22 protein-coding genes, 1 tRNA gene and 1 pseudogene are annotated in these 21,922 nt (G+C 54.1%); 19 read left to right on the forward strand and 5 right to left on the reverse strand.

Annotated features, from left to right (window positions below):
• The first annotated feature begins 3 nt into the window (after positions 1 to 3).
• The 5 genes from JCM12296_RS03505 (at position 4) to JCM12296_RS03525 (ending at position 5,444) form a co-directional block, all read left to right on the forward strand.
• Positions 4 to 795: an enoyl-CoA hydratase/isomerase family protein gene (locus tag JCM12296_RS03505; RefSeq protein WP_054689899.1), complete on the forward strand. Its 792-nt coding sequence runs from the start codon at positions 4 to 6 to the stop codon at positions 793 to 795.
• Positions 796 to 1,044: 249 nt separating this feature from the next.
• Entirely contained in the window at positions 1,045 to 2,346 is a 1,302-nt protein-coding gene (locus tag JCM12296_RS03510; RefSeq protein ID WP_054689901.1) for a phenylacetate--CoA ligase family protein, read from the forward strand.
• 70 nt (positions 2,347 to 2,416) lie between these two features.
• A complete protein-coding gene (locus JCM12296_RS03515) occupies positions 2,417 to 2,848 on the forward strand; it encodes an ACT domain-containing protein (RefSeq protein WP_054689906.1) in 432 nt (143 codons plus the stop codon).
• Positions 2,838 to 3,110 carry a hypothetical protein gene (locus JCM12296_RS03520; protein WP_054689909.1) on the forward strand — a complete coding sequence of 91 codons (273 nt, stop codon included), beginning with the start codon at positions 2,838 to 2,840 and terminating at the stop codon, positions 3,108 to 3,110. The genes JCM12296_RS03515 and JCM12296_RS03520 overlap by 11 nt, the downstream gene beginning before the upstream one ends.
• An 18-nt stretch (positions 3,111 to 3,128) precedes the next feature.
• Complete coding sequence (locus JCM12296_RS03525) at positions 3,129 to 5,444, forward strand: GspE/PulE family protein (protein WP_054689914.1); 2,316 nt, start codon at positions 3,129 to 3,131, stop codon at positions 5,442 to 5,444.
• Between the two features lie 12 nt (positions 5,445 to 5,456).
• Here the strand turns inward: JCM12296_RS03525 and JCM12296_RS03530 are convergent, their stop codons facing one another.
• The 4 genes from JCM12296_RS03530 to JCM12296_RS03545 are packed head-to-tail and all read right to left on the reverse strand — an operon-like array spanning position 5,457 to position 9,206.
• Entirely contained in the window at positions 5,457 to 7,301 is a 1,845-nt protein-coding gene (locus JCM12296_RS03530) for a M48 family metallopeptidase (RefSeq protein WP_054689917.1), read from the reverse strand.
• Positions 7,262 to 7,912, reverse strand: coding sequence for an epoxyqueuosine reductase QueH (locus JCM12296_RS50100; RefSeq protein WP_422698517.1), 651 nt, complete (start codon positions 7,910 to 7,912; stop codon positions 7,262 to 7,264). Before JCM12296_RS50100 ends, JCM12296_RS03530 begins: the two co-directional genes overlap by 40 nt.
• Positions 7,909 to 8,592: a YggS family pyridoxal phosphate-dependent enzyme gene (locus tag JCM12296_RS03540; RefSeq protein WP_054689919.1), complete on the reverse strand. Its 684-nt coding sequence runs from the start codon at positions 8,590 to 8,592 to the stop codon at positions 7,909 to 7,911. Before JCM12296_RS03540 ends, JCM12296_RS50100 begins: the two co-directional genes overlap by 4 nt.
• Positions 8,589 to 9,206 carry a Maf family protein gene (locus JCM12296_RS03545; protein ID WP_054689921.1) on the reverse strand — a complete coding sequence of 206 codons (618 nt, stop codon included), beginning with the start codon at positions 9,204 to 9,206 and terminating at the stop codon, positions 8,589 to 8,591. Before JCM12296_RS03545 ends, JCM12296_RS03540 begins: the two co-directional genes overlap by 4 nt.
• 97 nt (positions 9,207 to 9,303) lie before the next feature.
• Here JCM12296_RS03545 and JCM12296_RS03550 point away from each other — a divergent pair, with 97 nt between their 5' ends.
• The 14 genes and pseudogenes from JCM12296_RS03550 (at position 9,304) to JCM12296_RS03630 (ending at position 19,220) form a co-directional block, all read left to right on the forward strand.
• Positions 9,304 to 10,026, forward strand: a complete 723-nt coding sequence (locus tag JCM12296_RS03550; protein ID WP_054689925.1) for a hypothetical protein — start codon at positions 9,304 to 9,306, stop codon at positions 10,024 to 10,026.
• Positions 10,027 to 10,107: 81 nt separating this feature from the next.
• Positions 10,108 to 10,194: transfer RNA gene (locus JCM12296_RS03555), tRNA-Leu, on the forward strand.
• A 386-nt stretch (positions 10,195 to 10,580) separates the two neighbouring features.
• Positions 10,581 to 10,844 (forward strand): hypothetical protein, encoded by a 264-nt coding sequence (locus tag JCM12296_RS03560; RefSeq protein ID WP_054689928.1) that lies wholly within the window; start codon positions 10,581 to 10,583, stop codon positions 10,842 to 10,844.
• Between the two features lie 5 nt (positions 10,845 to 10,849).
• Positions 10,850 to 12,764, forward strand: a pseudogene (locus JCM12296_RS03565) (DUF3987 domain-containing protein).
• 557 nt (positions 12,765 to 13,321) lie between these two features.
• A complete protein-coding gene (locus JCM12296_RS03575) occupies positions 13,322 to 13,699 on the forward strand; it encodes a hypothetical protein (protein ID WP_054689936.1) in 378 nt (125 codons plus the stop codon).
• Between the two features lie 24 nt (positions 13,700 to 13,723).
• Positions 13,724 to 14,338 carry a hypothetical protein gene (locus tag JCM12296_RS03580; RefSeq protein WP_157067347.1) on the forward strand — a complete coding sequence of 205 codons (615 nt, stop codon included), beginning with the start codon at positions 13,724 to 13,726 and terminating at the stop codon, positions 14,336 to 14,338.
• Positions 14,339 to 14,831: 493 nt separating this feature from the next.
• Positions 14,832 to 15,299, forward strand: coding sequence for a hypothetical protein (locus JCM12296_RS03590; RefSeq protein WP_054689942.1), 468 nt, complete (start codon positions 14,832 to 14,834; stop codon positions 15,297 to 15,299).
• A 684-nt stretch (positions 15,300 to 15,983) separates the two neighbouring features.
• On the forward strand, positions 15,984 to 17,057 hold the full coding sequence (locus tag JCM12296_RS03600; protein ID WP_157067348.1) for a hypothetical protein: 1,074 nt from the start codon (positions 15,984 to 15,986) through the stop codon (positions 17,055 to 17,057).
• A gap of 50 nt (positions 17,058 to 17,107) precedes the next feature.
• Positions 17,108 to 17,341: a hypothetical protein gene (locus tag JCM12296_RS03605; RefSeq protein WP_157067349.1), complete on the forward strand. Its 234-nt coding sequence runs from the start codon at positions 17,108 to 17,110 to the stop codon at positions 17,339 to 17,341.
• Positions 17,342 to 17,545: 204 nt separating this feature from the next.
• Positions 17,546 to 17,713 (forward strand): hypothetical protein, encoded by a 168-nt coding sequence (locus tag JCM12296_RS37820; RefSeq protein WP_157067350.1) that lies wholly within the window; start codon positions 17,546 to 17,548, stop codon positions 17,711 to 17,713.
• A 96-nt stretch (positions 17,714 to 17,809) separates the two neighbouring features.
• Positions 17,810 to 18,061 (forward strand): hypothetical protein, encoded by a 252-nt coding sequence (locus tag JCM12296_RS03610; RefSeq protein WP_054689957.1) that lies wholly within the window; start codon positions 17,810 to 17,812, stop codon positions 18,059 to 18,061.
• A 226-nt stretch (positions 18,062 to 18,287) separates the two neighbouring features.
• The gene (locus JCM12296_RS03620; RefSeq protein ID WP_054689965.1) at positions 18,288 to 18,488 is read left to right on the forward strand and encodes a Rha family transcriptional regulator; all 201 of its coding nucleotides are present in this window, start codon (positions 18,288 to 18,290) and stop codon (positions 18,486 to 18,488) included.
• Positions 18,485 to 18,790 (forward strand): hypothetical protein, encoded by a 306-nt coding sequence (locus JCM12296_RS03625; protein ID WP_054689968.1) that lies wholly within the window; start codon positions 18,485 to 18,487, stop codon positions 18,788 to 18,790. The genes JCM12296_RS03620 and JCM12296_RS03625 overlap by 4 nt, the downstream gene beginning before the upstream one ends.
• Positions 18,791 to 18,962: 172 nt before the next feature.
• Entirely contained in the window at positions 18,963 to 19,220 is a 258-nt protein-coding gene (locus JCM12296_RS03630) for a hypothetical protein (RefSeq protein WP_054689972.1), read from the forward strand.
• 697 nt (positions 19,221 to 19,917) lie between these two features.
• Here the strand turns inward: JCM12296_RS03630 and JCM12296_RS03635 are convergent.
• Positions 19,918 to 21,663 (reverse strand): tyrosine-type recombinase/integrase, encoded by a 1,746-nt coding sequence (locus tag JCM12296_RS03635; protein ID WP_157067352.1) that lies wholly within the window; start codon positions 21,661 to 21,663, stop codon positions 19,918 to 19,920.
• Positions 21,664 to 21,922: the final 259 nt, after the last annotated feature.

A 21,922-nucleotide genomic window follows, 5' to 3' on the forward strand; every position in this document is an offset into this window, starting at 1 on the left:
AACATGGCTTACGAGAACATTCTTTTTGAGGTTACCGATGGCGTCGCCGTCATCACGTTCAATCGTCCCAAGGCCCTCAACGCGATCAACGGTGCCTTGCTGAACGAGCTATCGGCCGCCTTGGACGAGATCGAAGGCAACGAGGACATCCGCGTGTTGGTCCTGACTGGTGCGGGTGACAAGGCGTTTGTCGCCGGTGCGGACATTACCGAGCTGGCCACATTCAACACTTTGCAGGGTAAGCTCTTTTCCCGCAAGGGGCAGTTGATTTTCAACCGCTTGCAGGAGATGGCCATCCCGGTGGTCGCGGCGGTCAATGGCTTTGCCCTGGGAGGCGGAAGCGAGATCGCCCTGGCCAGCGACTTCATCTATGCCTCGGAAAACGCCACCTTCGGTCTGCCCGAGATCACGTTGGGGATTATTCCCGGATTCGGCGGCACTCAGCGCCTGGCCCGCTTGGTTGGCATTAACCGAGCCAAAGAGATGATCTTTACCGGCAGCATGGTTCCCGCCCCGGAAGCCGAGAAGATTGGTCTGGTCAACCGGGTGTTTCCCCAGGACAAGCTGATGGATGAAACCCTCAAGACGGCCAAGGGTATCGCCAAGAAGGGCAAGGTCTCTTTGCGTGAGGCCAAGAAGGCGGTCAACACCGGCCTCAACGTGGAACTGGGGATCGGTTGCCAGATCGAGGCCGACGCCTTTGGTATTTGTCTGGCCAGCCCGGACGCCAAGGAGGGCACAGGTGCCTTTATCGAAAAACGCAAGGCGGTATTCAAGGGCTCATTGCTCAAATAGATGGGCATGTGAATGATGTTATCGGTCAGGCTCGCTTCTCCGACGGGGGCCTGACCATTTGTATCGGAACAATGCCCTGAGGTGGTCGTTTCGCTTGACACGATCCATCGAATTATTTAATCCGTCAGGGTTGCCGACACGGGGTAGAGGCCGCGGGGATGATCCTCACGGCCTTTTTCATGATGGTACGCAACCCCATTATCTTTTCCATGTCTATATTTTACTTCCCGGTGAAATGGAGCGCGCACGATGATTTATGACATTGAATACGAAACCATGCCCCGTGAAGCCCTGGAGGCCATCCAGCTCCGGCGGCTTCAGACCACGCTGCAGCGTGTCTATGCAAGTGTCCCTTTCTATCGCAAAAAATTTGAAGAAGCCGGGATTACACCGGCCGACATTAAAAGTTTGGACGATTTGCGACGCGTTCCTTTTACTACGAAGATGGACCTGCGGGACAATTATCCGTTTCATATGTTCGCCGTCCCCATGGATAACGTGGTGCGCATCCACGCTTCCTCCGGGACCACCGGAAGACCCACCGTGGTCGGTTATACGGCCCGGGATGTGGGCACCTGGTCGACCTTGATGGCCAGAGCCCTTACCGCCGGTGGCGCCGGAAGAGGGGACATCATTCACAATGCCTATGGTTACGGGCTTTTCACCGGTGGCCTGGGGGTGCATTATGGTGCCGAACGCCTGGGCGCATCGGTGATCCCGGTGTCTGGCGGCAATACCAAGCGCCAGGTGGTGATCATGAAGGACTTCGGTCCCACGATCATTACCTCCACGCCGTCCTATGCACTGCATTTGGCCGAGGTAGCCGAGGAGATGGGGGTTTCCTTCAAATCGTTGAAGTTCAAGCACGGGATATTCGGTGCCGAACCCTGGTCCGAAAAAATGCGTGCGGAGCTCGAACGCAAGTTGAATATCACTGCCGTGGATATTTACGGGCTCAGCGAAGTGATGGGACCGGGGGTGGCGATCGAGTGCCATGAAGCCAGGAAGGGCTTGCATGTTTTCGAGGATCATTTTATCGCCGAGATCATCGACCCCAATACGCTCGAACCGCTGCCTTACGGCGAAGCCGGCGAGCTGGTGTTCACCTCGCTCACCAAGGAGGCCTTCCCGGTGGTTCGGTATCGCACGCGCGACATTACCTCGCTCAACCCGGAACCCTGCATCTGTGGTCGAACCCACGTGCGCATGAACCGGGTCACCGGCCGCAGCGATGATATGCTGATCATCCGCGGCGTCAACGTCTTTCCTTCCCAGATCGAAAGCGTGTTGATGGAGATCGATGCGGTCGAGCCCCATTATCAGCTGGTGGTCGATCGCGAGGATAATCTGGATGTCCTCACCGTCAAGGTGGAGATCAGCGAACGGGGATTCACTGACGAGGTCAAGGGGTTGCAGCAGTTGGAACGGCGCATTACAAAAAATATCAAGGAACTTCTTGGTGTCACGGCCCAGGTTAAACTGGTCGAGCCCAAGGCCATCGAACGGAGCCAGGGAAAGGCTATTCGGGTTGTGGATAACCGCCAGATCTGATAGTCCTATTTATACGATCCACGGCTCAAGTTGAATATCGATTGACCGATTAGTAAGGGGAGAAACGCAAATGCAGGTTGAACAGATTTCCGTGTTTCTGGAAAACAAATCGGGCCGCTTATCCGAGGTGACGGCGATTTTGAGTGAAGCCAAGGTCAATATCCGTGCGCTGGCACTGGCCGACACTTCCGATTTCGGCGTTCTGCGGTTAATTGTGAATGACACCGAAAAGGCGCGCCAGGTCCTGAAAAACAACGGTTTCACCGTTGGAAAGACCAATGTGGTAGCGGTGGAAGTGGCTGATCGTCCCGGTGGTCTGCATGAGATTCTGACCTTGTTGCACAATGCCGACCTCAATGTGGAGTATATGTACGCTTTTGTAAGGTCTTCTGGAGACAACGCGGTCATGATTTTCCGTTTCGAAAAAGATCAGGAAGCGATCCGGCTGCTGCAATCCAAGGGGGTTAGCGTAATTGATGGGGAGCGGTTATGTGCACTTTGATCCGCTTGCGACATTTATAGGATCCATTGCGGGTGATTTTATGGCCGATAAGCAGGTGAATCAAGGTCAGGTGGTTTGGGCGGTTGCATTGATCCTGGCGGGTCTGGGTGTCTTTTACCGCCTGCCCCAGGTCATGCCCAAGATTGAAGCGATTCCCCAATTTGCCGCTGCATCCGGAATTATCCGGTTCTGTTTCTATTTTATGGGCCTTTTTCTGATTGGTGGCGGATGTAAAAAACTCTACCAACAGTATCGTAAGTAAAGGCGTTGGATCACAATTATGGCAAATGCAGAAATAAGCCTCTCCATCGACGATGATGCCGCCGGTAGATCCTTGTCCGAGGCGGAGTACAAAGCCAGAATTCAGGCCATTGGGAGCCGACTGAACGGTACCAACAACCTCAACGACGCTTTGGCGAACACCAAGGACGAGATCTGTGAGCTGTTCGGTTCCGATCGACTTACCGTTTATGTGGTGGATGGTGTCAAGCGTGAACTGGTATCGCGTTTCAAGTCCGGCAATGAACTGGCCGAAATTCGCATCCCCATCGCGCAGACCAGCGTGGCCGGGTATGCCGCGCTGAAGCAGGCCCTATTGAACATCAAGGATGCCTACGATCAGAATGAACTGACCGCCATTGATCCGAGCCTGCAATTCGATTCCAGCTGGGACCGTCGGAGCGGGTATCGGACCCGGCAGATCCTGGCCTATCCCATCGTCTATCAGAAGTATCTGATGGGTACCGTGGAGTTGATCAACCACAAATCGGGCGTTGAATTCGGTGCCGCGGAACAGAGCGCGATCCAGGAACTCGCCAAAATCATGGGCGTGGTCCTTTACAACCAGAAGCGGATCGCCGCCAAGGGTTCAAGAACCAACAACAAGTACGATTACCTGCTGGAAAACCATCTTTTAACCCAGAAAGAACTGGCAAAGGCCGCCGTCGAGGCCGCCCAGCGCAAGGAACCGGTTTCCGCCGTCCTGATGAAGGATTACAAGATCCCCAAAAAGGAGATCGGCAGCGCGCTCGAGAAATACTACAAAACCAATTTCATCGAATACAACGCCAACTACCCCATTCCCGGTGATCTCATCGCGGGCCTCAAGGTACCCTTCATGCGCAACAACATCTGGGTGCCCCTGAAGGGTGAGGATAACAAGGTCGTCGTGGCGGTGGACAACCCCTTCGACCTGAAAAAAATTGACGAGATCAAGGCCCTCTTTCCCGGTCGCCAGGTCACCTTCTACGTCAGTCTCAAACAGGATATTCTCGATTTCATCAAGCTGTTCACCCATGATGAAAAGGAACTGGCCGAAATCGATGACATCCTCTCCCAGCTGCAAGTTGAGGCCGATGAGGTGGAAGAGGCCGAGTCCGGCGTCGGCGATGAGGACAGCGCCGTTGTCCAGCTGGTGAACAAGATCATTCTGGATGCGTACCATCGCAACGCCTCGGATATTCATATCGAGCCCTATCCGGGCAAACAGAATACTCAGGTGCGCATTCGCGTGGACGGTGCCTGTACCGTTTACCAGACGATTCCCTTTTCCTATAAGAACGCCGTGGTTTCCCGAATCAAGATCATGTCCGATCTGGATATCGCCGAGCGGCGCCTGCCCCAGGACGGCAAGATCAAGTTCAAGAAATACGGCGGCAAGGACATTGAGCTACGTGTCGCTACGATCCCCACCCAGGGCGGCCTTGAAGATGTGGTGATGCGTATCCTGGCCGCCGGGGAACCCATCCCGCTGGATAAAATGGGTTTCTCCAAGCGGAATTACAAGAACTTTATCAGCGTGATCACCAAACCCTACGGCCTGATTTTCGTGTGCGGCCCCACCGGTTCCGGTAAAACCACCACGTTGCACTCGGCATTGAGTTTCATCAACAAGACCGAGACAAAGATTTGGACCGCCGAGGATCCCGTCGAAATCACCCAGCGGGGACTCCGCCAGGTGCAGGTCAAGCCCAAGATCGGGTTTGACTTTGCCGCGGCCATGCGCGCGTTTCTGCGTGCTGACCCCGATGTCATCATGGTCGGCGAAATGCGCGACAAGGAGACCACCTCCATCGGCATCGAGGCCTCCCTCACCGGCCATCTGGTTTTCTCAACCCTGCATACCAACAGCGCCCCGGAGAGCATCACCCGTCTGTTGGACATGGGCATGGATCCCTTCAACTTTGCCGATGCCATCCTGTGCATCCTGGCCCAGCGTCTCGTGCGGACCCTGTGCAAGAACTGCAAGAAGCAGTACCACCCCAGCAAGGAAGAATACGACGAGCTGGTGCGTGAGTATGGTGAAGAGGACTTCAAGGCCAATCTGGACATTCCCTATACGGACGATTTAATGCTTTCCAAGCCCGAGGGGTGTGATCAATGCGGGAACACCGGCTATCGCGGTCGTATGGGCATCCATGAATTGCTCATGGGCACGGATGAGATGAAACAACTGATTCAGAAGAAGATGCCCATGGAGCAGATCCGCAATCAGGCGATCGAGGACGGCATGTGCACCTTGAAACAGGACGGTATTGAAAAGATTTTTCAAGGCCACTGTGACCTGCTCGAGGTGCGCAAGGTCTGTATCAAGTAAGGGACAAAACCACTACTTGCCAATCGGCGTTTCACGGGCAGCCTGGAATTTTTCCAGCTGCCCGTTGTAGTAGCTGCGATTGGCATTGGCCTTCTCGAGGGCCTGTTTGGCGGTTTCGATGGCGGCCTCGATCCGGCCATTGAGGTATAAACTTTCCGCCAGCGTATCCAGCACCTGGGCCGACGGGTCAATGGCGGCCGCTTTTCGCGAATAGACCAGTGCCTGCGCAGGGTTGCGAATCGCCGGATCTTTGCTGGTGGCCAACAGCCAGGCATAGTTGTTGAGCACAATGGCATTATCGGGTTCGAGCGCAAGGGCCGAACGGTACGCCGCTACCGCCTGGGCATAGCTGTCACGGCTGAAATAAAGATCGCCCAGCATCAAATAGAGACCGGCATCGTGCTCCCCTCCGATGGAGATTGCTTTGGATATGGCCGATTCGAGCACCCGGGCATTCAGGCGTTCCCCCACCTGACCGAAGTTGAGATGGTAACCGGCCGTTCCCAGCACGATCATGAGTGCAGCCCATATAGCCAGGCTGATGCGAACCTTGCGGTCATGTTGTCGGATGCATGATGGATTCACTTCACAATGGTTCAAAAAATCGATTCTCTGGCGGATGCTGAAATGGTGCCAATTGGGTTTGTCGGCAGGATTTCCGGAAGCCACGGCGATCTTATAAAATGTAGAAATCAAAGGTCTGGCGCTATCAAACAGACGGTAAACGTAGGCATCGGCCTGACGCTCGAAGTTGCGCATGAAATAACCAAACACATAACGAAAATAAACAATAAAAATAAGTATGATAGCTGCGTTGCGCACGCCGGTGATGAACGACAGCAAATCGATGCCGGTCATGAAGATGAGCCGGTAAAGGGAATCCGAAAGAATAATGAGATACCCGGCAATGCTGTAGGTCGAAAAAGCGATAATTGAGAAACCGAGTAGAAACAAAAGATAGAACATCAAATGCCGGCGCTTGACATGCCCGATTTCATGGGCAATGACCGCTTCGATTTCCTCGGGCGATAGAATGCGCAGCAAGGCTTCGGTCACTAGAATATAGCGAAAACGACCTATCAAGCCCATCACCCCGGCCGTGATCATGCGACCCTCGAAAAGTGGCCAACGGAGGATATCGGCGACCTTAATCCGGGCGCGTCGGCAGACAGCTTCGATACGCCGGCGGTCATCGCCGGTCTCCAGGGGACGGCAACGCCAAAATTTCTGGACGATCAATGGGGCCAGTACGGCAGCGACAATCAAAAAAATAAAAAAGTAGGTGATTTCCCCGATGGGTGACGCAAGCATGCGCCGCGGCAACTCGAAGGGAAACGCCATGATTAAATCGGCGAGGCCGGAGAAGAGCAGCCATGGCAACAATATCGGTACGCTGAAGGTAATATTGGACGCTACATAGGCGTTGCGAGTGATTCGGGATCGGTAGATCAGCCGGTAGGCATCATAGGCATTGGCCCACACCATGGATAGGTAGGCGATAAAAAGCGCCAGGAATAAAAGGGCGCCGATGGTGGGGATCGCGTCGAAAAGGGCGATGCCGGTGATCCATGTCGGCAGGTTCAACGCGTAGATATCCACCGCGAAAAGGCCGATGGCCAGAATGGACTGGCGGGTCAGCGCGGAGGAAAATTGCTGGTCCAACAGCCCTTGGGGTGCACGATCGGCCGCAAGCCTTGCAATCCGGCTGAACTGGCGCCTTGAAACAATAAAGAAGAACAACGCCAGCGATACGAACAACAGCAGGCTATCCAGAGGTGAGAAATTGGTTTGTTCGGCAGGCTGGTAGGTGGAGTAAATCAACAGGGCGACGATGAAATAGATGAAATTTCCGAACATGATTTGGCGTAGTCCTGTCGGTGAATTTTTTTAGGTGGCGATGCCCGTCTTATCGACACGCGACACGGGGGCGCGCCCCTTGGGCGCGTGATAATAGCGCGCCTTTTCACTGTAGATGCAGCCGCAGTATTGCTGGCGATACATGCCCAGCCGCTTGGAGGCGTCGATGCCTGCCCGCCAGCCGTCCCGGAAATCCTGGTAGTAGAAGGGCACGCCGATCGTCTTGCCCACGCTTCGCCGATGGAACGGATCAGATCGTGATTTTGAAAGCGGCTGTAGAGCAGAGTGGTGGAAAAGGCGTCGAATTTACCCTTTTTGGCGACATGCGCCGTTGAGGTCAGGCGATCGTGATAACAGTATGTGCAGCGTTCGGCCTCGCGAAAGGCGACATTACGTAAAAAGGTCTCCAGCTCATAGCCGGATTGGTAGATCACCTTGAGATCGATGGCTTGGGCATAGGCTTTGAGGGCCTCTTCGCGGCGCAGACATTCGGTGAAGGGATGAATATTGTAGCGGTAGAAGAACCCCATGACATCGTGGCGCGCGTTGCGCAGAACATCCAAGGGATAGATGCTGCACGGGGCGCAGCAGATATGCAGCAGAAGCTTCATTGGCGGGCTCCAAACAGGGCCGTGCCGATGCGCACCAGGGTGGCACCCTCGGCGATGGCGACTTCGAAATCGCCGGTCATGCCCATGGAGAGTTCCTGCATGCGGATGCCGGGGATCGCCTGGCGGGCGATGCGGTCTCGCAGGCCCGCCAACCGACGGAAGAACGGACGCGCCCGTTCAGGCTGGTCAAAAAAAGGGGGCATGGTCATCAGCCCCATCACCTGAAGATGGTCAAGCCGACTGACGGCGGTTACCAGATCGACGGCCTCGTCTTCCGTGGTGCCCGACTTGGTCTCCTCCTGGCTGATATTCACCTGAATCAAAACCTGCTGAACCTTTGCCAGTTTTTGGGCTTCTTTGTTCAGTGCTTCGGCCAGTTTCAACGAGTCGACCGAATGGATCAGGTCGAACATGCGGACGGCGTATTTGGCCTTGTTGGACTGGAGATGGCCGATAAAGTGCCAGCTTACCTTGCGGTCGTAAAGCGTATTGAATTTGTCGCGGGCCTCCTGAATGTAGTTCTCACCCACGATCGTAACGCCGGCATCGATGGCTTCGGCCACGCGCTTGGCTGCCACGGTTTTTGTGACCGCCACCAATTGGCTGCTTCGGGGATCGCGTCCGCAGGCCCTGGCCGCCTCAGCGATCCGTCGCTGGAGCTTTTCAAGTATCTCTTTCACACCGCCACCTCTTTGGCGTTTTTATGGCTCAGGTGGACCGCGCCAAGCTTGAGGAGGATTTCGACCACTTCACAGACGGGCAGGCCGACCACGTTGGTGTAGGAGCCGTTGATGGCGCGGACCAGGAAGGTGCCCAGTCCTTGGATGGCATAGGCCCCGGCTTTGTCAAAGGGTTCGCCGGAGTCGATGTACCAGTCAATTTCGGCCGCGCTGAGTTCCTTGAACAATACTTGGGTCTGGGCTGCCGTGCAATGGCAAACGTTTGCCTTTTTACAAACGATCGCGTATCCGGTATAAACGAAGTGGGTCTGACCGCTGAGCCGCTCCAGCATTTCACGGGCCTGGCGGGCATCGGCCGGCTTGCCGAGAATGGCATCATCGATGGTAACGATCGTGTCCGCCCCGATGATCCAGCTACTCGGGTAGCGGCTGGCGACCTCGTCGGCCTTGGCCTGGGCCAGGGTTGTAACGTAGTCGGCCGGATTCTTCAATTGGACCGTGTCTTCATCGAAAACGCTGGGAACCACATCAAAGGTCAAGCCGGCCTGCTCGAGCAGGTAGCGTCGACGTGGCGATTGGGATGCCAAAATCAATTGTGGGCTGGTGGATTGCATGACGCATTCAATCATTAAAGGACATTGTTGCGGTGTCGCGGGTGAAGCGCGATGACATTTCGCATGTTTTCAAAATCGTTATTTTTTACCAAATGCCATGCATAATAACAAGGAACAAAGCGCCAACGCTGATGGCCACCGGCGTTTTTGGGTGATCGGAGCCGGGCATTTCGGGAAAATCGCCGTCCGTCGGATCGCAAGGCATATCCCCGGCGCAAAAATCAAGGTCGTGGATCGATGCCTGCCAGGATCCGGGCTGGAGAGTGCCATTCAGGTCCGGGCAGACGGTGTGGCCTGGCTGAAGGAGATGCTCATCCCCGGTGCGCCCGTTGATATGATCGTTCCGGCGATTCCGGTGCACGTCGTAGCGGGCTGGATCCGCCTCGTGTTGAGCAACCGTTTCGATGCCCATCCGCTGGCCATTTCGGCAGACTGGCTGGCGCAGCTGCCGCACGCAATGGCAGCAGGATCAGCGGGCCAAGCCTATGTCAGCCACGCCGACTTCATTTGCCCGGACAATTGCCCCGAGCCGCCGGATCGCTGCACCCACACGGGGAAGCCCCGGCCCATGGATTTGTTTCGCCTATTGGCAAGGCTTCAACTCGATGACGTATTGCCCATTGTCCTGCGCAGCCATCAACTGCTGCCCGGCGTCGGCGGACTTTTGCCGGCCGATCTGTTCAGCGCCTTGAAATTCGCAGAACAGAACTATCGGCGTCCCCTGATGATTGCCACGGCTTGCCGCTGCCATGGTGTTGTGGATTTCATGCGTCTGATCAAGCGCATTCCCAATATGGAAGAAGGCAGCCGATTTCCTTGACATTTTTCAGGATACTGGTTAAAAGCAGCCTCACAAACGCCGTGTCGTCGTGTGCTCCTCAGTAAGTACTCAGTATCCATCGCCCGGGTGGCGGAATAGGTAGACGCAAGGGACTTAAAATCCTCGAAGTTTAACTTCGTGCCGGTTCGATTCCGGCCCCGGGCACCAGTAAAAACAGGCATTTGCAAGATTTTGGTGGATGCTTTTTTATTGGTTGCGCCAATTTGCCCCACTTCTGCCCCACCTTTGAAACAATTTTCCCACCGGCCTTTCTAACCAACGCCATCAGTCTTTGGGATTCCCCGTCACCCAAAAAGGTACATTGCGACCTGAATATTTGCAGAAAAGTTACCCATTGGAATGGGCGTGTTGCATTTTGCAACGACATTCTATGTTTTTGTATAGCTATCAGCTATATTCATCTGTTTTTAAAGGGAAAAGTACTAAAAATTAAAAAAGGAGGTTTGTGAAAAGATAAATCTGTGTGCATCAAGATCGTCATGACGGCCGAGAGTCCTTAATTATGAACGGCCAAAAAAAGGAGAAGAATCATAATGTCCCAAAAAGTCGATCTCAGCGACATGGCCGAAAAATGGTCCTCAACCGTGGTTACCCGCACGAAGATCGGGGAGTTCAGCGGAGGGATGATCACGCCAGGCTACATGGCGAACCTTGATGCTGCCGGCGAAGGCCCCGCAGATAGTTTCATGATGGGCGGTAAAAAATGTTACCGGGTCAAGAGCCTAATTTCCTGGCTCGAAGCGCGTATAGAGACGGCCGCTCCGCCTAAAACCCCGGCGGCCCATGGTAGAAGATGATGGGCATGCCAGCAACAAAGGGACGCCAAGCTGCCGTATCTCTACCGAATAACACCAACGCCGAAGAGTCCCTCATTGTAGCGATGATGCTGGATCCGGACGTTATAGCTGCAGTCAGGGATCTTGTCGATCCCGGCGACTTTTACCGGTCGCGACATCAGCCGATTGTCAGGGCGATCTATGATCGTCACGGCAATGACCTGTCTTGTGACCTTATGGGCATGGGGTTGTCTTTGGACGGCGAGGCCGCGTACCTCGCTGGGTTGATTGACAAGGTACCGGGGGCTAGCAGTATTCAAACCGCCGTCGAGGCTGCGGAAAAAATTGCTGCCGATGCGAGGGCACGGCGGCTCGCTGCCGGCATCAGCCAGATAAACCAACGACTTTTTGATCCGTCCGCCAACAAAGATGATGTAGTCAAATTCGCGCGGGACACTATTGATGCCGTAATAGCCGATGCGACCAAGGACAACGCATGGCCTGACCCATTGCCGCTGGTGGCGGATGAGCGGCCAGCACCCTATCCCATGGATGCGTTGATAGGAATGATTGGCGATGCAGTTCGCGAGGTGACGGAGTTTGTCCAGTGCCCGGCCGCCCTCGCTGTTGGATCGGCCGTGGCGGCGATTTCCACGGTAGCGGCCGGTCTGGTCGATGTGCGGCGAGACGAAGGGTTGCAGGGGCCGGTTGGTATTGCGGTGATCTGCATCGCTGATTCGGGCGAACGGAAATCAAGCGCAGACAGCTATTTCACAGGGCCGATAAGAGATTGGGAACTCAGTGTTGCCGATGAGATGGCGCACGAGATTCAGGCTTGGCAGGCTGATGATACAGCATGGCGGGCTAAGCGTGACGGCATCGTAAACGCAATTCGGTCGGCCGCCCAGCATGACGACGAAACTTCTGAATTAGAAGATAGGCTGGCCGAGCATGAGGCCCGGCAGCCGGAACGACCACGGGTCCCTCGCCTGCTTATCGGCGACGCAACCACCGAGGCTCTGACATGGCGGCTGGCGCATGTGTGGTCGGTGGCTGGTGTTCTTTCGTCAGAGGCTGGGATTGTTTTTGGTGGCCACGCCATGGGACGGGAGACAATCATGCGCAACTTGTCAACCCTAAACACCCTCTGGGACGGCGCACCCCTTCATATTGACCGGCGCACCACCGATTCCTATACCGTCCCGGCGGCACGGATCACGCTCGGGCTGGCAGTTCAACCCCAAACCATACAGCGATTTGTTGACGGCTCACAGGGGTTGGCACGTAGCATTGGATTCCTGGCCCGGTTCTTGATCGCCTGGCCGGAATCAACTCAAGGCACCCGGATGTATCGCCCGGCACCCAAGGGCTGGCCGGCCCTAAATCGATTCCACGACCGGCTCCGTGTACTACTCGACTTCCCGGTGCCGTTCGATGACGCGGGCAAACTGACACCTACCGTCCTTGATCTTTCACCCGACGCCAAAATTGTGGATAAGGTTCCATGACGACATCGAGCGCGAACTGGCCGATACCGGCGAATTGGGTGACGTGCGCGACGTCGGATCAAAGGCCGCCGACAATGCCGCGCGGCTGGCAGCACTGTTCCATGTGTTTGACCATGGCCCCCAGGGCGAGGTTGGCCAGGAACATATGCAGGCGGCTGCCCGCATCGTGACATGGCATGTGTTCGAGGCTCGGCGGTTCTTGCGGCGGGTTTCGTCGGAAACCGAAGGGCAAGGCGATGCAGTGATGCTCGACGCCTGGTTGATTGATCGATGCCAGCAGGATGGGGTGATATCGATACCTATCAGCACCATCCAAAAATCCGGCCCGAACCGACTACGGAAAAAAGCCGCGTTGAATGCGGCCCTGGCCGAACTGGAAGATGCCAACCGGTTTAAGTTGACCACGGCTGGCAAAAAAAAATCGTCAAAATAAATCCCAAACTGTTGGAGGTGGCAGATGGCGCTGCATGACTGGCTGACCGCAGGCCCACAACCGGTTGCGGCTGAGGTTTCTGCGGTTATTGCGGTTCCAAACCGGGAAAGGCCCCGTAAAACCGCAAAAACCGCAAGAACCGCAACCGCAACAAGGAGCAATAGGCCCACGAAAACCGCAAAAACCGCAACTACCGCAGCCGCAACCAATCTCCCCGACCGTTGCCCACTACGCGGCGGTCCGGTTCCGAATGAGTGCCGATTCGCCCCCATGCCCTTTCGGCGGCTAATCCGGGAAAGGTTGCTGCCCCTGCCCAACGGTGGATGCCCGTTCGTCGATGTGTGCGGGTTCACAACAGGACGGCGGGAGCAACTGCCAATGACGACAAGATGTTTCAATCTCGATTGCGAGCACGTTCAGCGCCGGCAGCATGATGGGATCAAGAAGTTGTGGTGCGACCGAGCTTGTCTTGCTGTTATCGATATGGACCGCTGCCCGGCGGGACGATGGACGCGTGACGGACACGGGCGACCGGTGCTCATGGATGAGGACAACAGATGACCGTTGCCGCAATGAATTTCAGGCCTTTCGACCGTGGCTCCATCCAAGGATTTTTCGACCTGCGATACCACGGCCTGACAATCCGCGGCTGCCGCCTCATAAGCACGAACGGCGGTCAATGGATCGCTTTCCCGCAACGACAGGGTGAGCAGGATGGCGAAGTCAAATACTACGAGTTGATGCACCTGACCGCCCCGGAAATGGATCACGTCCGCAAGCTGGTGTTGGCCGACCTACAGGCACAGGGGCACTTTGAACGGTCGAAAAAAAAGGCAACATCGAAACCTCCGGCTAAGGCCACCCACCGAACACCGGAGGGCGAAGATCTGACTGAGTACTACAGCCAGCCCGAGAGTGATGACATCCCGTTTTGAAAGGATCCGCAACATGGCATTCGCATGGAACCAAAAAGGCATCAAAATAGTGGCAACGCCGACAAGAACCTATCCCCTTACCTCAAATGCTGGGTTATGCAAGGCAACACCTGCGTGGTCGGCGCCATCGGTGAGGGCACGACCAAGGAGATCCAGGTCAACTGGAACAGCCCGTTTGAAGAGGACACGATCGGCGGGACATTCCAGAAGATAGGCGGCCTGGTCCAAGAAGAAACCGGACGGACATCCAAGACGCTATTGTCGTCTGCCCAGATTTGGGAAGGAAACCAACCGCACCAATTCAATTTGGTGATGAAATTTTACGCCCTGTCCGACGCCAAGGCAGAGGTCATGGATCCGTGCCGCGAATTGGAGAAGATGCTTTCGCCCAACGTGAACGCGAGCCTGCCATTCGAAGTGGGGAGTGACGGGGATCTGCACGTCGGCCGGGTCCCTGGAAGGGTATGGATCAACGTCGGCCGCAACGCCCTGTATGGCCCCTGCGTGATCACCGGTATGACCATGCCGCTCGATAAGGAAAAAACCAAGGACGGGTATCTCATCCGTTGCGAAGTTAATCTGCAGGTTGAAACAAAACAGATGCTCAATCGATCTGACATCGACAAGACATACGGGTAAAGGACAGCAAAATGAGCCAAATTTTGATGGACAAAATTAAAAAATTAGAAGCACAGATCAATCGCCTGCAACAGGCCACGGGCTTGGCTGAGCCACAGGCCCCCCGGCGAAAAAAAGAACCGCCCCGACCAACACATTACGAGGACTACATGGAGGCGTTGCGCAACCGTGGGCCGCGGAAGTTGAGCCGCCGGGAGAAGGCTTTGCGCAACCAGATTGCACCAGTGCCACCTCCGCTTAGGCCTACAACGGATTACGGCCACAGGGCCGTCGTTGAACGCCGGAGGGATAAACGCAAGAAGAGGTAGACGTGTCCGTCTTTTGTGCCAGGAAGACTCAAACATCGATGATTGGCTACTCCAAATACGGATAATCCATCGTGACAAATTTGGTCTGAGGGATTTAAGCCATACTCACCCGAAATTGCATAGATTGTAATTCCATCCGCCGGCTGGCCAACTGATTGACCGGCCACTTAACTGAAGGAGAAAAAATGCTGAACCATGACAATCTCGTTGTTGACGCTCAACATGCCAGACAGGTTGCGGAGTGCATCGCCAATAAACTCGATGACGGGTTTGTGATTTGCATCTCGGAGACGACCCACCACCGGCCTGAAAGCATCAGGGCCGCTCTACGCCAAATCCGCCCAGAAGCTGCGGTAACCATAATCGCCGATCGAGACTTTGCCAGGTGGGTTCATTCTCGTTGCCGGGTGCTGATCGCCAACATTCATGCACTTGGCATCATTGATCTGGGCAAACGGAGGATATCCGCCGTTTGCATCGCGACCCGACCGGTTATGGCAGATGACCAGCCCGAGACTATGTTCAGGCTACTTGCGCCTGCTCAAGATGGGGCAGCCCCCGAGCTTGTCAGTCCCTATCCGGGATACGTTCAATACGTTCGATCGAGAATTGAAAATTACAAACGCCTGCAAAACCTGTATCGCGCGGTTTGATGAGAACGAATTTAAAAACGGGCCGGTTCCGGATGCGGGTCCGGCCCCCAACCAGGAAAAAGATAAATGGTCTCCAACAAAATCAACTACGCGAACGAATGTAGGACATGGCTAACCTTGAAAGCCCAGGGCCAAAAAGTTACCCAAGCCAATTATTGTAATATGCGGTCAAAGGAAATCGGGAAAACCGTGTCATTATCGTACTTTAAAAAGAAGCTGATGGCGGTCAAACGAGAAGCTGAACCGAAACAAAAACGGGTACCGGCAACGAACCGGCGGTACCCGACCAAAATGAGCTAAATGTTCCAAAAACGGTTCGGTCAAAAAAAAGCTCATATGGGGGCGTTACCATTACCGTCAAAGCCCCTGCGGGCGACAGTTTAATCAAGATAACGATTTCCGTTGCTCCACTTACTATCAACGAACATCAAGGGGCTCAAATCCCCAAAAATACCGAGACCCCATAATTGACAACAAAACTGTACCCTCCGTTCTCCGTGAGCCGTCGGTCTCAAACGGGCCGAATATCCCAACCCAGTTTGACGACACCATGCTGACGTTGATGGCGATGGACAAAATATGACTATCAATCAAAAAACACAGTCCGAATTTAAGGCTTTCGAGAAAGTCTTTAATAAGATCCGCAGGGCCAAAGCAGAGAAACGGAGAGATGCATACGGGACGTTGACCCCCGCAACGAGGCGGCGCCACCTTGCCTCGGGCGCCCCCCTTGATCTTATCTATGGCATCAAGCCCGATGGGACGCCCTTCACTGTCGAGGATCTCAAAAAATTCGATGAACAGGCCCGTAAACGCCGGAAAGAATACGGCGCTTCGAAAAAAGGCGTCCGCGTTGACCAACTGATTGCGGCGTCACGTACTGTAGACATTGATCGCAGCAAAAAAGAGATCCGTAGCGCCATCCTTTATCGAGTTTTTAACTCCAATAACGGCATGCTCCTACACTTCCGGGTCAGCTCCGGCCCGGACAGCAAACACACACACCACCAGGTCAAAATCCGCCTTGATGAGTGGGATGAGCAGCTCGACGACAGTTCCATCAAGTTGCCCCGTGCAGCAAAGAACATACTTGACGGTCGTATCTCGTTCGATTGCGACTGCGGCCGGCACCAATACTGGTATCGGTACGTGGCCACCATCGGCGGATTTGCCGTGAGCCCATTGGAACGTGCATACCCCAAAATCCGGAACCCGAAATTGACCGGTGCCTGCTGCAAACACGTCCTCAAGGTCCTGGCAACCCTGCGCGGTCCTGCCACGCGAAGGTTGATAATGCTCGAACTGAAGAAAGAAGCTGAGCGGATCGGGTTCGGTGACGACCGTGGCGGGGTCAACCGGTATCTCACCCGGGGTGAGCTGGAGACGGCGGCCAAGTCGAGTGCGGCGATGCGGGGCGTGGACAAGGCGCAGGCCCAAAAGGCCTTCCGGGCCTTTTTGGATGGGAAGGCCGCATTCGGCAAAAAACTCAAGGAGGAGGGGGTCAAAAGGAAAATGGACGAACTGCGGAAGGCTGCGCTTGAGCGCGATACGTATAAATCGATTGCAAAACAAGAAAAGTCACGGGGAGACCGTGAGGCCCGTGACAAGGCCCTCGCCCAGCTTGGGGAATACATGGCGGTGTCCATTTACCGAGACAAGATGACACGGGATGCGGCCATCAAATCGTTTGCCAACGCCAACAAGATGAAATTAGACGATGTTAAAGAGTTGGCTGAGAATGTCAGCCACGGAAAATAGTTAGTATTTATAATTAGTTGCAAACCATAACCATACGAAAGGTAATCAAAATGATAGACCCCGTAGACAACAGTATTGGCATCATTGAAGCCTGCGAAACACTTGAGATGTTGAACCACCTCATTGAGAGCTTGCCTGGAGACCCAAGTCGCAGGCAGCTGCACGTCATGGTCGCCATGCTGCTTGGCGGCATTACCGAGGCTCTATCGCTGCTGCAGACCGAAGTTGAGATCACCGACCCCGACGACCCTGAAGACATGTCCCGGTGCCACAATCAAGATTAACCCCCATCCGGTGGGGCGGGATAGTACGGGCTCGCCTCACCGTTTTTCTCATGTTTAGTGTCAAAATGAAGTAATAAAGAAATGAAGTAAACTTTATATAACTATTTGAAGTTATTAAAAAAACTATTGACATATGACGGGGCACATGTGACTTTGATATTGCCATGGCAATAACTTTAACCACATCAGAATGAGAGGTGACTAGTGACAGCACATGCAGATGACACCATATCCCGTCTCAGCAGCGCCATGATCGAAGGCGCCGGGGCCTATGACATGCTCGGATCCGTCATCGATGTCGCTGAGACCCGGCCGGAGAACCCCACCGAGGCCCAGCTGATAGCCATCCTTGCCATGGTCCGGAGGGTATGATCGTAGCCCGGAGCCGCCTACAGGGGCTTAGTATAGTTGGCGGATCGGCGCTTGGTAATCTGATCCAGGACGCCATTGACGGAAAGGGGACAGCCGATGAGTAATCCATCCTCAACCGAAATAATCGAGCTGTACAAAGATCGTGTAAACGAAGCAGCAAGCCAATTGCAGGCATTGGACGGGTTCGTGCTGGATGCCATGGAATCCGGTACCACCGAACGCGGGTGGTATATGATCGCAGATATGGCACGGGCAGGCATTAAAAATGTGCGAGCCCATCTATTCACGATCACGGAAGAAGTTGAAAGTTTAAGGGAAAGGTCAAAAAAGGATTATTATCATGAATGAATTCAACAGAATTTACATCGATTGGGCAAGCATGAAACCCGATCCCGAACCTCCGATCGTGGTCAGGGACCCGCTGGATTATGACGATCCCCCGCGGCCAAAACCACGGCCGCCGAAAAAGCCGGAATCGTCTGAGTTCAATTATCACCGGTGGCTTGCTCAACGGCGTTGGGAATGATTATCGGCGGCCCCTGATAAAACCCGAGGCTGCCTCAATGTGCCACCGATGGTGTTCGAGATGGACCGTGGCGCATGGATGATTTTGGTGATGGGGTTTGATGGCGCCGAAGCATTACGGATCAAAAAAGAATTTGTATCTGCCTTTGACCGCCTTGAACAGATCGCAATGGGCAAGTCCATGCAGATGGTCCCCAGTGCTGACCAATTAATCTCGCAGGCAGCCACTGGAATAAGGAGAAGTCAATGACACCACAGCTTAAGAACGAATTGGTAGAAGGAATCTGCTTGGCGGCGCAAATGGTGATGGGTGCACCCGAGTCAGCGGCACTCAATCAAAAATTAAAAGATGATCCCGATCTGTTCGCCGGAATGGAAAAATCACTGCGATGGACAGAACGGGCTCTTAACGACTGCATCGCCCAAGGTGGCGTTGACATCCGCTTCCCTGGTCACGAAGATTACTCATTCCGTCTCAACGTGTCCCTTGGCGGTGTTCAACAAGCGCTCAAAATGCTTGATGACATGCGGAGCGAGTCGCAAACAGCTTGACTCCCTTGGGTAATTCCGGACGGTTATAGAGAGTGGCTGTGACCCACGCAATTCACCAATGCGGCCACCTGTGCAACTGGGTGGCCGTTTGCATTCCCGGGCCGAGAATCCTTGACCGATCAGTCGGGACAATGTATCGTCGCCGGAGACAAAATAAAAAGAGGATCACACCATGCCCGAAAAACAAACAAAACCGAAAGGACCAGGGCGCCCGAGGAAACACCCCGATGGTGCCGCCCGCCGGAAGGCCTACCGGAACCGCAAGCAGCAAGATGGTAGGAGGATTGATGGGTATGTGAATAGCCATTCGTCATGGAAGCTGAGGGCACTTGGAAAGGCTTGGGGCTTGCCGGTCGGCGGTGTCATCGACCGTTTGCTTGAGGATGCAGACGATCGGTATGGGGATATTTTGTTCCCGGAGACGGATTGACTCAATGCGTCGACGTGGCAGCACCCAATCCCGACACCACTGCAAACCATCAAAACGATTACCTGACCGCATCGCTGATTCTGTCGTTGCCGGATCCAGGGCGGCCTGCTTTGGCACGGAATCAACCATCGACCGGCCGTCTATGCACCATGTCCAGACGGTCAAGGACTTGGGGCTGAGAATAGATTTGGGGAAAATGGGCAAACCCCAGGGGAAAGGGCTTGCCCCAACTGGCGGTGCAGGGCTGGTCAATGGAAGCGGATCTGGTCTATGGGGGACAGTGCCTCTCAGTGGTGACTGTATCGGCTGATCCGGATCCGAACTTGAGCGGCGAGTTTCTTGCTGTTGCCTGGCATGCCTTGAGCGATTTACGTTTCCGGCGACGAAAATTAGTGAGACACTTTCATAAATGCGCAAAAGACCATAATAATGATAGTTTTATACTACCATTGAGACACATTTTAAATAGAGCAATTAATGTTGTATTGAATATAAAAACAAATTGTTAGAGTGCCTTTGACGTTGCTATTTAACATAATGAATGTTATCGGACATTATTGCAACTATAAGAAAATAAAGGAAAAAGTAGGACGCTATTTTGTAGCGGTAGCTTAATTTAACTTGATACGGCATCATTATTCAATATTTATCTTGATACATACCTGGTCTGACAGGAGCAAATCCCGCCACTGTACAATTACTTGATCCGCTTGATGGGGATCACCTTCCCGTTGGCGTTCAGCCTTGGTTTCATGGCCTCATGGAGACCATTCAGGGCGGCCGTTTTTGAGTCTTCATTTGAGTGCACATATCTCATAGCCATCTGAACCGTTCGCCAGCCCATAACGTCCATCAGGTCGGCGGGATTCAACGTTTTCGCCAGTTGGGTGGCGACGGTGTGCCGTATGGAATGAAAGGTGATCCTGTCCCGCTTCGTTCGTCCGTTGTTCAGCTTCAAATTTTCAACTGCGGTCCTGAAGTTGGTGGGTGCCTCCTTGAATGGGCTGCCACCTTTTTTCAAGAAAACGCGCTCTTCGAGTTCACCCTCGGGCAGTTCGTCAAAGAGGGCGATGATGGCCGGAACAATCTGGATGGTTCGGGCATCGCGGTTTTTGGTTTCAGGGAACACCAAAACACCACGGCCCTGGTCAACGTCCCGCCATCTCATATTGAAGGCTTCGGACGCTCGGCAACCGGTCAAGAAAGCAAAGCGAGTGATCCACCAAGCGTTGGCATCGATGCGCCGGAGCTCCTTTAAAATGGCGTCGGCTTCATCCGGTGAGATTACCCGAAGGCGCCGGTTGCTGTTGCCCGGTCCGGTCGCCCCGATACGTTTACCGGTCGGTGGTGGATTATCCACAAGCCCACGGTGGTAAGCATGTTTCAACAGTCGGCGAAGGGTGCCGGTTATATATTCGATGTACCGTTTTGATTTTTTGGCGTTGTTCAGTGTGGAAACCAATAAATCCCATTTCGCAAGATCGATTTCACGAATAGGCGTATTGCCAAGGGTAGGGGACAACCAAAGTTTGAAGTGACTGGCCTCTTTTTCATAGCTATTTTTCTTTTTTGTCAATTTGGCATGGTCGTAGAAGGTGGGCCAATAATCGTCGAGGGTAAGTGCATCAGCCTGTTGTCGAGCTTCTTCCCGTTTCCGCGCCTTATCTTCAAGCTCGCGTTTTTCGGCCAATGTGCGCGGTCCCTGGCCGGTTTTTTTGTTCCGCTGAAGCTCCGCCCGTAAGTCGTATGCGTCGGCAGCCGTCCAGCCTTCGGAACCCCAACCGACTGATTCTTCTACGGTGCGACCATCCACCTTATGCCGGATGAAAAAACAACGGTCGTATTGAACACCGTTTTTTCTGGTGGCGTGCTTTCTATATCTGACCCCTGGATGCGAAGTCGTAAATTTTTGCCCCACTCCTGCCCCACCTTTTTGGAAGAAACATTCTTTTTCATTATGAAGAAAAATGAAAAATAAATATCCAAAAAAATCAATAAAGTCAATGTCGTTATCTCTGATGAGTGAAGCGAAATGGAGTAAGGTGGAAAACGTTCTTTTTAGACTTAAAATCTCGAAACTTAGTTTCGTGCCGGTTCGATTCCGGCCCCGGGCACCAATAAAAACCAAGGGCTTAGCCAATTTTGGCTGAGCCTTTAAGCTTTCAGCGTATTTTTCCTGTCGCATAATAGCCGCTTTTACGAGCGGCACTGGACGCCCGAGGACGATCCGGCCACACGCCGGGCCATCGCTCAGGGATAAACCATGGGCTGCTTTTACATGGAAAGCCCTGCCAGGCTTCCTCTGCAGCCGGCATCCCACCACCCTGTTCCGTGAAGCATTGCTTCCCGGAACACCATCAAGGCCGACCAGCTGGCACGCCGGGTGGGCCGACAAGTATGCCTGACCGCTTGGCTTTTGACCGGCAAGGTCGTTCGCACCCACCAGGGCGATCCTATGCAGTTTCTTGCCTTCGAAAATGATACCGGTATCGTGGACACCACATTTTTCCCCGTGACCTACCGGCGTTTCTGCCTTATGCTGGACCGGTACCTATTGGAAGGGAAAGTGGAGGCCGATTGGGGGGCTGTGACGCTTACTGTCAATCGGGCATGGGAAATGGCGCGGTTGAGCTGCAGAGTGAACGGAATAGCCGTATAGTAAGGCACATTGTATACCAAGGCATGCGCTTACCCTATGCGGG

Origin of the sequence: Desulfosarcina cetonica JCM 12296 (assembly GCF_001311845.1) — a bacterium.
GTDB lineage: Bacteria > Desulfobacterota > Desulfobacteria > Desulfobacterales > Desulfosarcinaceae > Desulfosarcina > Desulfosarcina cetonica.

Bases quoted from the DNA above. Each gene is read 5' to 3' on its own strand.
- JCM12296_RS03505 (WP_054689899.1), top strand. From the start codon at position 4: ATGGCTTACGAGAACATTCTTTTTGAGGTTACCGATGGCGTCGCCGTC.
- JCM12296_RS03510 (WP_054689901.1), top strand. From the start codon at position 1,045: ATGATTTATGACATTGAATACGAAACCATGCCCCGTGAAGCCCTGGAG.
- JCM12296_RS03515 (WP_054689906.1), top strand. From the start codon at position 2,417: ATGCAGGTTGAACAGATTTCCGTGTTTCTGGAAAACAAATCGGGCCGC.
- JCM12296_RS03525 (WP_054689914.1), top strand. From the start codon at position 3,129: ATGGCAAATGCAGAAATAAGCCTCTCCATCGACGATGATGCCGCCGGT.
- JCM12296_RS03530 (WP_054689917.1), bottom strand. From the start codon at position 7,301: ATGTTCGGAAATTTCATCTATTTCATCGTCGCCCTGTTGATTTACTCC.
- JCM12296_RS50100 (WP_422698517.1), bottom strand. From the start codon at position 7,912: ATGAAGCTTCTGCTGCATATCTGCTGCGCCCCGTGCAGCATCTATCCC.
- JCM12296_RS03545 (WP_054689921.1), bottom strand. From the start codon at position 9,206: ATGCAATCCACCAGCCCACAATTGATTTTGGCATCCCAATCGCCACGT.
- JCM12296_RS03550 (WP_054689925.1), top strand. From the start codon at position 9,304: ATGCATAATAACAAGGAACAAAGCGCCAACGCTGATGGCCACCGGCGT.
- JCM12296_RS03560 (WP_054689928.1), top strand. From the start codon at position 10,581: ATGTCCCAAAAAGTCGATCTCAGCGACATGGCCGAAAAATGGTCCTCA.
- JCM12296_RS03575 (WP_054689936.1), top strand. From the start codon at position 13,322: ATGACCGTTGCCGCAATGAATTTCAGGCCTTTCGACCGTGGCTCCATC.
- JCM12296_RS03580 (WP_157067347.1), top strand. From the start codon at position 13,724: ATGGAACCAAAAAGGCATCAAAATAGTGGCAACGCCGACAAGAACCTA.
- JCM12296_RS03590 (WP_054689942.1), top strand. From the start codon at position 14,832: ATGCTGAACCATGACAATCTCGTTGTTGACGCTCAACATGCCAGACAG.
- JCM12296_RS03605 (WP_157067349.1), top strand. From the start codon at position 17,108: ATGATAGACCCCGTAGACAACAGTATTGGCATCATTGAAGCCTGCGAA.
- JCM12296_RS03610 (WP_054689957.1), top strand. From the start codon at position 17,810: ATGAGTAATCCATCCTCAACCGAAATAATCGAGCTGTACAAAGATCGT.
- JCM12296_RS03620 (WP_054689965.1), top strand. From the start codon at position 18,288: ATGGTGTTCGAGATGGACCGTGGCGCATGGATGATTTTGGTGATGGGG.
- JCM12296_RS03625 (WP_054689968.1), top strand. From the start codon at position 18,485: ATGACACCACAGCTTAAGAACGAATTGGTAGAAGGAATCTGCTTGGCG.
- JCM12296_RS03630 (WP_054689972.1), top strand. From the start codon at position 18,963: ATGCCCGAAAAACAAACAAAACCGAAAGGACCAGGGCGCCCGAGGAAA.